The sequence below is a fragment of the Streptomyces sp. CC228A genome, from assembly GCF_021390935.1.
Lineage (GTDB): Bacteria > Actinomycetota > Actinomycetes > Streptomycetales > Streptomycetaceae > Streptomyces.
The window spans coordinates 15581-29681 of the sequence record NZ_JAJPUI010000007.1 but is presented as its reverse complement, the minus strand read 5'-3'; the positions used below and the strand labels follow the sequence as shown (position 1 = coordinate 29681).

The window sequence follows — 14101 nt, the reverse complement described above, 5'->3', positions numbered from 1 at the left end:
ACGGATCCCTGGGCGGAGCCCCCGGCCACGGGACCAGGGGGAGTGGCGCCCCGGTGGTGTGGGGCGCCGGCACGGGAGACGGGGCATAGGCCCCCGCCGGTGGAGCGGGGCCCACACCCCCAGGACGCGGACGCGGGCCCGGCCAAGAGTCAGGGTGCGGCCGGTCGCGGAGGGGGCGCCGGGCCAGGGCGGGGCCCGGGAGCCGCAAGGACGCGGTGTGCGGGAAGACAGCGACGGGCGGTACGGGACCCGGGTCCCGTACCGCCCGTCACGGCTTCGGCGGCAGCCGCTGCTCCGCTACGCCGGGACGCTCGCGACGCCCTGCGGCAGGAACCGCTTGCCGTTCACCCGCTCAGAGACGCCCTCGCGGTCCAGGTACGGCGTGATGCCGCCCAGGTGGAAGGGCCAGCCGGCACCGGTGATCAGGCACAGGTCGATGTCCTGCGCCTCGGCGACGACGCCCTCCTCCAGCATCAGGCCGATCTCCTGCGCCACGGCGTCCAGGACGCGGGCACGGACCTGCTCCTCGGTGAGGACGGTGTCGCCCTGCTTCAGCAGCGCCGCGACCTCGGGGTCCAGCTCCGGCTTGCCGCTGTCGTAGACGTAGAAGCCGCGCTTGCCCGCCTCCACGACCGCCTTCAGGTTCGGGGACACCGTGAAGCGGTCCGGGAAGGAGCGGTTCAGGGTCTCCGACACGTGCAGACCGATCGCGGGGCCGACCAGCTCCAGCAGCACCAGCGGCGACATCGGCAGACCGAGCGGCTCGACGGCCTTCTCGGCCGTCTCGACCGGGGTGCCCTCGTCGATGACGTTCTGGATCTCGCCCATGAAGCGGGTCAGGATGCGGTTGACGACGAACGCCGGGGCGTCCTTCACCAGCACCGCGGTCTTCTTCAGCTTCTTGGCGACGGCGAACGCCGTGGCCAGGGAGGCGTCGTCGGTCTGCTCGCCGCGGACGATCTCCAGCAGCGGCAGGATCGCGACCGGGTTGAAGAAGTGGAAGCCGACGACCCGCTCGGGGTGCGCCAGCTTCGACGCCATCTCCGACACGGACAGCGACGAGGTGTTGGTCGCGAGGATCGCGTGCGCCGGGGCGACCGCCTCGACCTCCGCGAACACCTTCTGCTTGACCGACATCTCCTCGAACACGGCCTCGATGATGAAGTCCGCGTCCGCGAAGCCCTCGGCCTTGTCCAGGACACCGGTGACCAGCGCCTTCAGGCGGTTGGCCTTGTCCTGGTGGATGCGGCCCTTGCCGAGCAGCTTGTCGATCTCGGCGTGGACGTAGCCCACGCCCTTGTCGACGCGCTCCTGGTCGATGTCCGTGAGGACGACCGGGACCTCCAGGCGGCGCAGGAACAGCAGGGCCAGCTGCGAGGCCATCAGACCGGCGCCGACGACGCCGACCTTGGTGACCGGGCGGGCCAGGCTCTTGTCCGGGGCGCCGGCCGGGCGCTTGGCGCGCTTCTGCACCAGGTTGAAGGCGTAGATGCCGGAGCGCAGCTCGCCGCCCATGATCAGGTCCGCGAGGGCCTGGTCCTCGGCGTCGAAGCCCTTCTGCAGGTCGCCGTCCTTGGCGGCCTCGATGATGTCGAGGGCGCGGTACGCGGCCGGGGCCGCGCCGTGGACCTTGCCGTCGGCGATGAACCGGCCGCGTGCCATGGCGGCGTCCCAGGCCTCACCGCGGTCGACCTCCGGGCGCTCCACGGAGATGTCGCCCTTGAGGACCTTCGCGGTCCACACCAGCGACTGCTCCAGGAAGTCCGCGCCCTCGAAGAGGGCGTCGGCGATGCCCAGCTCGAAGACCTGCCGGCCCTTGAGCTGCTTGTTCTGGTTCAGCGAGTTCTCGATGATCACCGAGACCGCGCGGTCCGCGCCGATCAGGTTCGGCAGGATGGTGCAGCCGCCCCAGCCCGGGACCAGGCCCAGGAACACCTCGGGCAGCGAGAACGCGGGCAGCGCCTTCGACACCGTGCGGTAGGTGCAGTGCAGACCGGCCTCGACACCGCCGCCCATCGCCGCGCCGTTGTAGTACGCGAAGGTGGGGACGGCGAGGGAGGAGAGGCGCTTGAAGACGTCGTGGCCGCCCTTGCCGATGGCCAGGGCGTCCTCGTGCCGCTTCAGCAGCTCGACGCCCTTGAGGTCGGCGCCGACCGCGAAGATGAACGGCTTGCCGGTCAGGCCGGCACCGACGATCGCGCCCTCGGCGGCCTCCTTCTCGACCTGGTCGATCGCCGTGTTGAGGTTGGCGAGCGACTGCGGCCCGAAGGTGGTCGGCTTGGTGTGGTCGAAGCCGTTGTCCAGGGTGATCAGTGCGAACCGGCCGGCACCGAACGGCAGGTCGAAGTGGCGTACGTGCGCCTGCGTGACGACCTCGTCGGGGAACAGCTCGGCCGCACCCTTCAAAAGCTCAGCGGTCGTGCTCACTTGCTGCCTCCGGCGTCCTTGTGGTGCGGGTTCTCCCAGATGACCGTGGCGCCCATGCCGAAGCCGACGCACATGGTGGTGAGGCCGTAGCGGACCTCGGGCTGCTCCTCGAACTGGCGGGCCAGCTGGGTCATCAGGCGGACACCGGAGGAGGCCAGCGGGTGGCCGAACGCGATGGCGCCGCCGTACTGGTTGACGCGCGCGTCGTCGTCGGCGATGCCGTAGTGGTCCAGGAAGGCGAGGACCTGGACGGCGAACGCCTCGTTGATCTCGAACAGGCCGATGTCGCCGATGCCCAGGCCGGCCTTGGCGAGGGCCTTCTCGGTGGCCGGGATCGGGCCGTAGCCCATGACCTCCGGCTCGACGCCCGCGAAGGCGTACGAGACGAGGCGCATCTTGACCGGCAGGCCGTTCTCGCGGGCGAAGTCCTCGGCGGCGATGATCGACGCGGTGGCACCGTCGTTGAGGCCGGCCGCGTTGCCGGCGGTGACGCGGCCGTGGACGCGGAACGGCGTCTTCAGGCCGGCCAGGTTCTCCAGCGTGGTGCCCGGGCGCATCGGCTCGTCGGCGGTGACCAGGCCCCAGCCGGTCTCGCCGGTCTCCGGGGTGGTGCGGCGCACCGAGATCGGCACCAGGTCCTGCTGGATCTTGCCGTTGGCGTACGCCTTGGCGGCCTTCTCCTGCGAGCGCACGGCGTACTCGTCGGCGCGCTGCTTGGTGATGTGCGGGTAGCGGTCGTGCAGGTTCTCCGCCGTCATGCCCATGAAGAGGGCCGACTCGTCGACCAGCTTCTCCGACACGAACCGCGGGTTCGGGTCGGCGCCCTCACCCATCGGGTGGCGGCCCATGTGCTCGACGCCGCCGGCGATGACGGCGTCGTACGCGCCGAAGGCGATCGAGCCGGCCGTCGTGGTGACGGCGGTGAGCGCGCCGGCGCACATGCGGTCGATGGAGTAGCCGGGCACGGACAGCGGCAGACCCGAGAGCAGGCCCGCCATGCGGCCGAGGGTCAGGCCCTGGTCGCCGAGCTGCGTGGTCGCGGCGATGGCGACCTCGTCGATCTTGGCCGGTTCGAGGGCCGGGTTGCGGCGCAGCAGCTCCCGGATGGCCTTCACGACGAGATCGTCGGCGCGGGTCTCGTGGTAGATGCCCTTCGGGCCCGCCTTGCCGAACGGGGTGCGGACGCCGTCGACGAAGACGACGTCCCTGACGGTACGAGGCACGATGGCTCTCCTCCAGGGTGCGGGATGGCACTGCTGCGGCGTCACGCTGAGCGCGCGCTCAGGCCCATGCTACTTGTGGGTAACGTAACTGCCCAGTCCCCGTGCCGGGAGCGGCGAAGGTCACACACGCACGATCGGGCGGCGACCCCTGCGCCCATGGTGCACGCTGCCCCCGCGGGACGCCGCGGCGGAGGACCGGACGGCCGGAAATGCACGTTGTCCCGCGGGAGCCCCGGGTACCCGCTCCGCCGCGGCCGGACCGCCGAGCGGAGCTGAGGGCTCCGGGTGCTGTCCGTCGATGGGCGGACACCTGCCGCCCCGTCGTTACGGCGGCTCCCGCGGCGGTCATGGCTCAGGAGACCCCTGCCCCCGCACCTGGAGCACCGATGACCGACCACCCCCCGATCCCCGGATCGCCCGCCTCCGAGCCTCCGCCGCTCGAGGAGCCCACCGAGGCGCGCGAGCCGCTGCCGCCCAAGGCCGACCAGACGGGCCCCGAGACCGTGAGCCCCACCGGGCAGCCCACCGGCGCCGATCCGGCCAGGGCGGCCCAGTCCGGCCCGTACCTGACCAACGCGCAGGGCACCCGGCTGTACGACACCGACCACTCGCTCAAGGCGGGCCCCCGCGGCCCTGTCCTCCTCCAGGACCACCATCTGCGCGAGAAGGTCATGCACTTCGACCACGAGCGCATCCCGGAGCGCGTGGTCCACGCCCGCGGCGCCGGGGCGCACGGCTTCTTCCAGGGGTACGGGACGGCGTCCACCGTCTGCCGGGCCGCCTTCCTGGAGAAGGACGTCACGACACCGGTCTTCGTGCGCTTCTCCACCGTCCTCGGCTCCCGCGGCTCGGCCGACACCGTGCGCGACACCCGCGGCTTCGCCACGAAGTTCTACACCAGCGAAGGCGTCTTCGACCTCGTCGGCAACAACATCCCCGTCTTCTTCATCCAGGACGGCATCAAGTTCCCCGACGTCATCCACGCGGGCAAGCCGCACCCCGACCGGGAGATCCCCCAGGCGCAGAGCGCCCACGACACCTTCTGGGACTTCGTCACCCTGCACACCGAGGCCACCCACCACACCCTGTGGAACATGTCGGACCGCGGCATCCCCCGCTCCTTCCGCATGATGGAGGGCTTCGGCGTCCACACCTTCCGCCTCGTCGCCGCCGACGGCGGCACCACGCTCGCCAAGTTCCACTGGAAGCCGAAGCTGGGCGTGCACTCCCTGGTGTGGGAGGAGGCCCAGGTGATCGGCGGCGTCGACCCGGACTTCCACCGGCGGGACCTCGCCGACGCGATCGAGGCGGGCGCCCACCCCCAGTGGGAGCTCGGCATCCAGACGTTCCCCGACACGCCGGAGCAGACCTTCGAGGGCATCGACCTGCTGGACCCGACCAACCTCGTCCCGGAGGAGCTCGCCCCGGTGCAGCCCGTCGGCCTGCTCACCCTCAACGCGAACCCGTCGAACTTCTTCGCCGAGACCGAGCAGGTCGCCTTCCATCCCGGCCATCTCGTCCCGGGCATCGACATCACCGACGACCCGCTGCTCGCCGGCCGGCTCTTCTCCTACCTCGACACGCAGATCACCCGCCTCGGCGGGCCGAACTTCCCGCAGATCCCGATCAACCGCCCGCACGCCCCCGTCAACGACATGCTCCGCGACGGGCTGCACCAGACCGCCGTGCACCGGGGGGTGGCCCCCTACCGGCCCAACTCGCTCGACGGCGGCTGCCCCTTCCAGGCGGGCGCCGACACCGGCGCGTTCGTCGAGTCGCCCGTGACGGTGCCCGAGGCGCAGAAGGTCCGCGAGGCCCCCGCGTCCTTCGCCGACCACTTCAGCCAGCCGCGTCGGTTCTGGCTCAGCATGAGCCCCGTCGAGCAGGAGCACATCGCCCTCGCGTACACCTTCGAGCTGGGCAAGTGCTACGAGAAGGCCGTCAAGGAGCGCGCGCTGCGGGTCCTCGCCCGGATCGACCCTGAGCTCTGCCGCAAGGTGGCGACCGGCCTCGGCCTGCCCGCCCCGGAGGTGTCCGAGCCGCTCGCCGACGTCGAGCCCAGCCCCGCACTCTCCCAGGTCGGGCGGACCTGGCCGGTGCAGGGCAGGACCGTCGGCATCGTCGTCGGCGCCGACGGCGACACCGCGGCGGTACGCGCGGTACGGGACGCCGCACGGGAAGCCGGGATGGTCCCGCTGGTCGTGGCCCCCGCGGGCGGGGAGCTCGGCGGGGAAGGGGAGCCCGTCACGGTGCAGCGCACGTTCGCGACGGCCCGCTCCGTCGAGTTCGACGCCCTGCTGCTGGCCGGCGCCCCCGGGTACGGCGCGGACGTGAACGGCGCCCAGGCCGGTGCCGACACCGGCGCGGCGGCCTCGGCGACCGATCCGCGGGTGCTGCTGATGGTGGCGGAGGCGTACCGTCACGCCAAGCCCCTCGCCTGCTGGTCGGGCGCCGACGCCGTCCTGGAGGCGGCCGGTGTCCCGTCCGGAGCGCCCGGGGTCGTGTCCGCGGACTCGGGGACGGGGCCTTCGGCGAGGTCCTGACCCTGCTGGCCCGCCACCGGGTCTGGGAGCGGTTCCCGGCGGGCGACTGACCCGGCTGCCGCGTGCACGGGCGGGCTCGCGGCAGGGGCCACCGTGGGCCCGCAGACCGGGCGCCGGCCCCCTCGTGTGCCGCGGCGGGCCCGGCGGCGTACCGGCCGGACCGGTGCCGGCCGGTACGCCGCCTCAGCGGAGGCTCGGCCCGGGCGCTGCCGCGAGGGCCGCTGCCGGCCAGACGGTGCGGCGGCTCCGCACCTCACCGGGCCCCGGCCCGCCTGCCCGGCCCGCACGTGTCGGCCGCCCGGCGGCCGGGCCGTGCACGTCGGCTGCTGCCGGCCGCGTCGGCGATCGGCGGGCTCCGCCGCGTACGCGCCGACTGCGCCGCCGTCCCGGGCGGGTCCGCCGGCCGGGGCGGACGGGTGCAGCCGTACGGCAAGCGGCCGGGGCGCCGGAGGAGCGGCCGGAAGGCAGGCAGCGGGGGCGGAGCCGGGCGGGTCGTGCGGGCGGGCCTGGCGGTGCGCAGGGCCGGGGCTCGGCCGCGGACCCGCGGGGCGGTGCCGCCCGGCGGTCAGACCTCCGCGACCCGCAGCGCCTTCACCAGTTCCGGGGTCACCTGCTCGATCTGCCACGGTCGCGCCCCGTACCCGGCGAGGGCCGAGGCGACGGACTCCGGTGTGGGGTCCTGCGGGGGTTCCCAGCAGATCCTGCGCACCGTGTCGGGCGTGACGAGGTTCTCCTGCGGCAGGTTCAGCGCCTCGGCCAGCGCGGACACGGCGGTACGGGCCGCCGACAACCGGGCCGCCGCCACCGGGTCCTTGTCCGCCCAGGCGCGCGGCGGGGGCGGACCGGCGACCGGCTGGCCGGGCTGCGGCAGCTTGCTCTCCGGCAGTGCCCTGGCCCGGTCGACGGCCGCCTGCCACTGTTCGAGCTGGCGGCGGCCCATGCGGGCGCCGAAGCCGGGCAGCGCCGTGAGCGCCTGAACGTCCTGCGGCAGGGCGAGCGCCGCCTCGACGATCGCGGCGTCGCTGAGCACCTTGCCGGGGGAGACGTCCCGGCGCTGCGCGATCCGGTCCCGGGCGGTCCACAGCTCCCGCACCACGGCCATCTGGCGACGCCTGCGCACCTTGTGCATGCCGGACGTGCGGCGCCAGGGGTCCTTACGCGGAGGCGGCGGCGGGGCGGCGGCGATCGCGGCGAACTCCTGGCGGGCCCACTCCAGCTTGCCCTGCCGGTCGAGCTCCTTCTCCAGTGCGTCCCGCAGGTCGACGAGGAGCTCGACGTCCAGCGCGGCGTACCGGAGCCAGGGCTCGGGCAGCGGCCGGGTGGACCAGTCGACGGCGGAGTGGCCCTTCTCCAGGACGTAGCCGAGAACGGACTCGACCATGGCGCCGAGCCCGACCCGCGGGAAGCCGGCGAGCCGGCCCGCCAGCTCCGTGTCGAACAGCTCACCGGGGACCATGCCTATCTCCCGCAGGCACGGCAGGTCCTGCGTCGCGGCGTGCAGGATCCACTCGGTGCCGTCGAGCGCCGCCCCGAGCGACGACAGGTCGGGGCAGCCCACCGGGTCGACGAGCGCGGTGCCCGCGCCTTCACGCCGGAGCTGCACCAGGTAGGCCCGCTGCCCGTAGCGGTAGCCGGACGCCCGCTCGGCGTCGACGGCCACGGGGCCGGTGCCGGCGGCGAACGCCTCGATGACGGCGGCCAGGCCCGCCTCGTCCGCCACCACCGGCGGGATGCCCTCGCGGGGCTCCAGCAGCGGGATCGGCTCGGCGGCCTCGTCCACACGGGAGGCGTCCCCGTCGCCCTCCCGTACCGCGGGGGCGGCGGCGGGGGCAGCGGGGAAGGAACGACGGCCCGCCGCGGAACGGGCGGCCCCGTCCGGAGGGCCGCCCCCGGCGGTTCGCAGTGGTGTCTTAGCTGCGGTGTCTCGGGCGTCGGTCACCTGTCAAGGGTATCTGTGAACGGAAGCCGCCCGTCGACGGAACGTTCCGTCGACGGGCGGACCAACGGGAGGGGACGGTCAGTGGATGATGCCGGTACGGAGCGCCACCGCCACCATGCCGGCGCGGTCGCCGGTGCCCAGCTTGCGGGCGATCCTGGCGAGGTGGCTCTTCACGGTGAGTGCGGACAGGCCCATCGAGACGCCGATGGCCTTGTTCGACTGGCCCTCCGCCACCAGCCGGAGGACCTCGACCTCGCGTCCGGACAGCTCGCGGTAGCCCCCGGGGTGGCCGGGGGCGCCCGGCGGGCGGCGGTGCATCCGGGCGGCGGCGGCCCCGATGGGCGCCGCGCCCGGGCGGGTCGGGTGCCCGATGTTGGTGCGGGTGCCGGTGACGACGTAGCCCTTGACGCCTCCGGCGAGGGCGTTGCGCACCGCGCCGATGTCGTCGGCGGCGGACAGGGCGAGGCCGTTGGGCCAGCCGGCGGCGCGGGTCTCGGACAGCAGGGTGAGACCGGAGCCGTCGGGGAGGTGGACGTCGGCGACGCAGATGTCGCGCGGGTTGCCGATACGGGGGCGGGCCTCCGCGATGGACGACGCCTCGATGACGTCGCGCACCCCGAGCGCCCACAGATGACGGGTCACGGTGGAGCGGACGCGCGGGTCGGCCACGACGACCATGGCCGTCGGCTTGTTCGGGCGGTAGGCGACCAGGCTTGCGGGCTGCTCAAGGAGAACGGACACCAGGCCTCCTGGGAAGGTGCGGGACACTGGCCGGCTCGGGGAAGTGGCCGGGGCGAACCGTGCAGATAGGGTCACAGACCTCTTCGGCAGCATCACCTCGCGCCTTTAGGGGAAGATCACGATTTGGTGAGTAACAATTGGGGCAATTCGGACGCGTGATCGATCATCCTACGAGCGAACCGCTTCCCGTACTCCGTTCGTGTGAGTCCGGCCCCCTACAGGCGCCGCCCGCGCGTCCGCCGGCCATGCCCCGGCCGTCTGCCGTCTGCCGTCTGCCGTCTGCCGTCTGCCGTCTGCCGCCGGCCCCGGCGACCGGCCCCTGCCCGCCTTCCGGTGGCGCCCACTGCTCCGGCCCCCGGCTGCCGCGGCCCGGCGGTGGGCGCGGCGTCACGGGTACGGCTCGGCCGCCGCCGCCGCGGGGCGACCACGGGCCGTCGCGGCACCTGTGCCGGTTCCTGCGGAGGAGACGCGCGGCGGCCGCGGGCCCCGCACCCGTGACGGTTCCGGCCGAGAGGGCACGTGGAAGGGTGCGGCGGGTCGGCGGCTCCGGGCCTCCTGCGCCCCGCGCTGCCCGGTGACGGACGCGGCGCCGGTACGGCCGCTGCCCCGCGGCGGGGCGAGGGCCCCGGCCCGCCCGGACGCGGGCGCGTGCCTGTGGGCGCGCACCCGACGTACGTACGGGGATGGCGCCGGCCCCGTGGCGTGAGCGCGCCTGCGGCGGAGGGACATGTCCCGGTGTCCTGTGGCCGCGTGGACGGCTCCGCCGCGTGACCGGGTGCGCGGAGGGGCGCGGAAGCGGGGTGCGCCCGGCACCCGTGGCTTCGGGCGGTCTCGGTGCTCCCGTGGCCGCCGCGGTGACGGGCGCCTCCGGCCCCCGGCGCGCCGGGGGCCGAGCAGGGCGGTGCTGCTCCGGTGCTGGGCGGCGCCGACCCGGACCGCCCCGGCGGCCGCGGCCCGGCGGTGGGCGCGGCGTCGCGGTTCCGGCTCGGCCGCCGCGGCCGCGCGGCGACCACGGGCCGTCCCGCGCCTGTGCGGTGCGTGCGAAGGGGGCTACGGGTGGTGCGGGCCCCGGCGCTGGGGGAGGAGACGATGCCCGGGCCGCCGTCGGCGCCGCCCGGGCCCGCCGGCGGCAGGCCGGCCACCTGGCACAGCAGGTCGCCCCACGCCGCCAGGTGCGCCGCCGCGTCGGGCACGCCGCCCCGGCCCTCCCTCGGCGTCCACGACGCCCGGATCTCGATCTGCGTGGCCGGCCGGCGCTCCGCCAGCCCCCCGAAGTAGGAGGACCCCGCGCGGGTGACGGTGCCGCCCTCCGCCCCGTAGGCCAGACCGCGCGCCTCCAGCGCCCCCGTCAGCCAGGACCAGCACACCTCGGGGAACAGCGGGTCCGCCGCCATCTCCGGCTCCAGCTCCGCCCGCACCAGCGTCACCAGCCGGAACGTGCCCTGCCACGCCTCGTGCCCCGCCGGGTCGTGCAGCAGCACCAGCCGGCCGTCCGCCAGGTCCTCGCCGTCCTCGACGGCCGCCGCCTCCACCGCGTACGCGTACGGGGCGAGCCGCCGGGGCGGACTGGCCGGGTCCAGTTCGATCTCCGGGCGCGGGCGCGCCGCCCGCAGCGCGTCCACCGCCAGCCGGAAGGCGTACGGCACCGGACCGCCCTCACCCCCGCCCGCACCCTCGATACCGCCGGTAGTGTCGGAGAACCGTTCCTGAGCCGCAGCCATGCGGGGAAGAGTAGGCGCAACGCGGCCCCGGCGCAGGGAGGGACACCAGCGGGGCGCGTGCCCCGCCACCCGCACATGCGAAGATGCACGGCGTGAGTGCCAACAGCCGCCCCTCGGGCCCCCAGCCGCAGTCCCCGACGTACGACTCCGCCTTCCTCAGGGCGTGCCGACGCGAACCGGTGCCCCACACGCCGGTCTGGTTCATGCGCCAGGCGGGGCGCTCACTGCCCGAGTACCTGAAGGTCCGCGAGGGCGTGCCCATGCTGGAGTCCTGCATGCGGCCCGAGCTGGTCACCGAGATCACCCTGCAGCCGGTGCGCCGCCACAAGGTGGACGCCGCGATCTACTTCAGCGACATCGTCGTCCCGCTCAAGGCCATCGGCGTCGACCTGGACATCAAGCCCGGCGTCGGCCCCGTCGTCGCCGAGCCGATCCGGCGCCGCGAGGACCTGGAGCGGCTGCGGGACCTGACCCCCGACGACGTCGCGTACGTCACCGAGGCCATCGGCATGCTCACCGGCGAGCTCGGCGCCACCCCGCTGATCGGCTTCGCCGGCGCCCCCTTCACCCTCGCGAGCTACCTCGTGGAGGGCGGGCCCTCCCGGAACCACGAGCACACCAAGGCCCTGATGTACGGCGACCCCGAGCTGTGGGCCGACCTGCTGGACCGGCTCGCCGACATCACCGCCGCGTTCCTGAAGGTGCAGATCGAGGCCGGGGCGTCCGCGGTCCAGCTGTTCGACTCGTGGGTGGGCGCCCTGGCACCCGCCGACTACCGCAGCTCCGTCATGCCCGCGTCCGCGAAGGTGTTCGACGCGGTCGCCCCGTACGGCGTGCCCCGCATCCACTTCGGCGTCGGCACGGGCGAGCTGCTCGGGCTCATGGGCGAGGCGGGCGCGGACGTGGTCGGCGTCGACTGGCGCGTCCCGCTCGACGAGGCCGCCCGCCGGGTCGGCCCCGGCAAGGCGCTCCAGGGCAACCTGGACCCCGCGGTCCTCTTCGCGCCGCGTGAGGCCGTCGAGGCCCAGACCGACGCGGTGCTGCGCGCCGCGTCCGGCCTGGAGGGCCATGTGTTCAACCTGGGCCACGGGGTGCTGCCCACCACGGACCCGGACAGCCTCACCCGCCTCGTCGCCCACGTGCACGAGTGCACCGCCCGCTGAGCGGGCGCCCGCGCAGCGGGACGGGTGCCGGGCCTACGACCGGCCCGGCACCCCGATGTCCACCGACGCGATGCGGCCCGCCGCGTCGAACGACACGGCCGCCGACGAGCCGTCCGGCAGCTCGGCCGCCACACCCTGGTCGGTGGACCGCCAGGGGAGGCCGTGCCGGGTGAAGTAGCCCGTCACCACCGCGCGGGGCGCCGCCTCCGGGACCAGCTGCACCGCGCCGAGCAGAACCCGCGGCAGCGTCACCGGCTGCGGGGCGGAGCGGGGCACCTGCGGGTCGTCCGCGAGCAGGTACGCGCGCGTGCCGGGACCCGCCTCCACGCCCATGTAGCCGGACGCGCCCAGTACGCCCATGGCACCGAACGCCAGCCGCTCCACCGCCGTCGCGGGGTCGGGGAACCCGGACAGGTCCACGAGGTCCCGGGTGAACTCCGCCACCCCGTGCTCGGTGCCGAACCGGCGCAGCCCCTCCGCCAGGGCCGTCACCGGAGCCCCCGCGAAGCCGGGATTCGCCCAGCCCCACATCCACGTGCCGGCCGACTCGTCGAACGTCCCGAGCAGCCCCACCGTCAGCTCCAGGCCGCCCTGCCGGTACACGCGCCGGGACAGGTCGGCCGTCCACGGGCCCGGCGGCACGAAGGCGTTGAACGCCTCCAGCTGCTCCAGACCCCAGGCCGCGTGCGGCTCCGTCGCCCGTGCGAACGCCTCGCCGAACGCCCCGCCCGTCCCGTCTGACCTGCCGAAAGAATCGATCATGAGCCAAGCCTATGCGAGGGCCGCGACCGCCTTGCGGGCGGCCACCTGCACCGGATCCCACACGGGGGAGAAGGGCGGCGCGTACCCCAGGTCCAGGGACACGACCTGCTCCACCGTCAGGCCCGCCGTCAGGGCCACCGCGGCGATGTCCACCCGCTTCCCCGCGCCCTCCCGGCCCACGATCTGCACGCCGAGCAGCCGCCCGGTGCGCAGCTCGGCCAGCATCTTCACGGTCATGGGCGCCGCGCCCGGGTAGTAGCCGGCGCGGCTGGTCGCCTCGACCGTCACCGCCGCGAACCGCAGCCCGACCTCCCTGGCGTCCCGCTCCCGCAGTCCCGTGCGGGCGATCTCCAGCGAGCACACCTTGCTCACCGCCGTTCCGACCACGCCCGGGAACGTGCCGTAGCCGCCGCCCACGTTCGCCCCGATGACCTGGCCCTGCTTGTTGGCGTGCGTGCCCAGCGCGATGTGCCGCTCCCGTCCGGACACCAGGTCCAGCACCTCCACGCAGTCACCGCCCGCCCACACGTCATCCCGGCCCCGCACCCGCATCGACAGGTCGGTGAGCAGCCCGCCGTACGCGCCGAGCGGCAGCCCGGCGGCCCGTGCCAGGGTCGTCTCCGGCGCCACGCCGATGCCGAGGACCACCACGTCCGCCGGGTACTCGGCCCCCTCCGCGGCCACCCCCCGCGCCCTTCCGCCAGGGCCGGTGAGGACCTCGGTGACCCGGGCGCCGCCGACCACGGTGATGCCCATGTCCTCCATGGCGCCGCGCACGAGCCGCCCCATGTCCGGGTCGAGGGTCGACATCGGCTCCTCGGCCCTGTCCACCACGGTGACTTCGTAGCCCCGGTTCAGCAGGGCCTCCGCCATCTCCACCCCGATGTAGCCGGCGCCTACGACGACCGCGCGCCGCCCCTGCGCCGCGTTCAGGGTGTCGAGCAGCGCCCGGCCGTCGTCCAGCGTCTGCACGCCGTGCACGCCCGGTGCGTCGATGCCGGGCAGCGGCGGCCGCACCGGGCGGGCACCGGTCGCCAGGACCAGGTGGTCGTAGCCGGTCCACGCCTCCTGCCCCGACTCGAGGTCCCTGCTCCGCACCCGCTGCCGGTCCAGGTCCAGTTCGGTGACCTCGGTGCGGAGCCGTACGTCGATCCCGCGCGCCCGGTGCTCCTCGGGCGTGCGGGCGATCAGCCGGTCCGGTCCCGCCACCTCGCCGCCGACCCAGTAGGGGATCCCGCACGCCGAGTACGAGGTGAAGTGGCCGCGCTCGAACGCGACGATCTCCAGGGCGTCCGGCCCCTTCAGCCGCCGGGCCTGCGACGCGGCCGACATGCCCGCCGCGTCGCCCCCCACGACCACCATCCGCTGCCGGCCCGGACGTCCTCCTGCTGCTGCTCCATGACCCATGCGGGAACCCTACGGCGGGGCGGCCGGCGCCGGTATGCCCCTTCGCCGCGCGGGGTGTCCCTCCGGCAGGGCCCCCGTGCCGACCGCCGGGCGCCGTGCGACGGCTCAGCTGCGGGCGTCGCCGTCGGCTGCGGGCTCCCCGGGGCGGCGGCGGTGTCGCCGGCTGCACGCGGCT

At 74.7% G+C, this 14101-nt stretch carries 7 protein-coding genes and 2 pseudogenes; 2 read left to right on the top strand and 7 right to left on the bottom strand.

Annotated features, from left to right (window positions below):
* Positions 1-297: 297 nt before the first annotated feature.
* Positions 298-2427: a 3-hydroxyacyl-CoA dehydrogenase NAD-binding domain-containing protein gene (locus L6E17_RS20190; RefSeq protein ID WP_236242162.1), complete on the bottom strand. Its 2130-nt coding sequence runs from the start codon at positions 2425-2427 to the stop codon at positions 298-300.
* Positions 2424-3650, bottom strand: coding sequence for an acetyl-CoA C-acyltransferase (locus L6E17_RS20185; protein ID WP_236242161.1), 1227 nt, complete (start codon positions 3648-3650; stop codon positions 2424-2426). Before L6E17_RS20185 ends, L6E17_RS20190 begins: the two co-directional genes overlap by 4 nt.
* Positions 3651-4036: 386 nt before the next feature.
* Here L6E17_RS20185 and L6E17_RS20180 point away from each other — a divergent pair.
* Positions 4037-6243 (top strand): annotated as a pseudogene (locus tag L6E17_RS20180) (catalase).
* Positions 6244-6758: 515 nt separating this feature from the next.
* Here the strand turns inward: L6E17_RS20180 and L6E17_RS20175 are convergent.
* The 3 genes and pseudogenes from L6E17_RS20175 to L6E17_RS20165 form a co-directional block, all read right to left on the bottom strand.
* Positions 6759-8132, bottom strand: a complete 1374-nt coding sequence (locus L6E17_RS20175) for a ribonuclease D (protein WP_236242160.1) — start codon at positions 8130-8132, stop codon at positions 6759-6761.
* Positions 8133-8210: 78 nt separating this feature from the next.
* Positions 8211-8873, bottom strand: coding sequence for a response regulator transcription factor (locus L6E17_RS20170; RefSeq protein WP_071266771.1), 663 nt, complete (start codon positions 8871-8873; stop codon positions 8211-8213).
* A gap of 1050 nt (positions 8874-9923) precedes the next feature.
* Positions 9924-10594: pseudogene (locus L6E17_RS20165) on the bottom strand (DUF3000 domain-containing protein).
* A 92-nt stretch (positions 10595-10686) separates the two neighbouring features.
* On the opposite strand from L6E17_RS20165, the gene hemE reads away from it, so the two are divergent.
* Complete coding sequence (gene hemE, locus L6E17_RS20160) at positions 10687-11757, top strand: uroporphyrinogen decarboxylase (RefSeq protein ID WP_236242159.1); 1071 nt, start codon at positions 10687-10689, stop codon at positions 11755-11757.
* Positions 11758-11790: 33 nt separating this feature from the next.
* On the opposite strand, the gene L6E17_RS20155 is transcribed toward hemE, so the two are convergent.
* Entirely contained in the window at positions 11791-12519 is a 729-nt protein-coding gene (locus tag L6E17_RS20155; protein ID WP_236242158.1) for a DUF6882 domain-containing protein, read from the bottom strand.
* A 9-nt stretch (positions 12520-12528) separates the two neighbouring features.
* Positions 12529-13926 carry an FAD-dependent oxidoreductase gene (locus L6E17_RS20150; RefSeq protein WP_236242157.1) on the bottom strand — a complete coding sequence of 466 codons (1398 nt, stop codon included), beginning with the start codon at positions 13924-13926 and terminating at the stop codon, positions 12529-12531.
* Between the last annotated feature and the right edge of the window lie 175 nt (positions 13927-14101).

What these genes read in the sequence shown, in the direction of transcription:
- L6E17_RS20155 (WP_236242158.1), bottom strand. Translation starts at nt 12,519, where the DNA reads ATGATCGATTCTTTCGGCAGGTCAGACGGGACGGGCGGGGCGTTCGGC.
- L6E17_RS20150 (WP_236242157.1), bottom strand. Translation starts at nt 13,926, where the DNA reads ATGGGTCATGGAGCAGCAGCAGGAGGACGTCCGGGCCGGCAGCGGATG.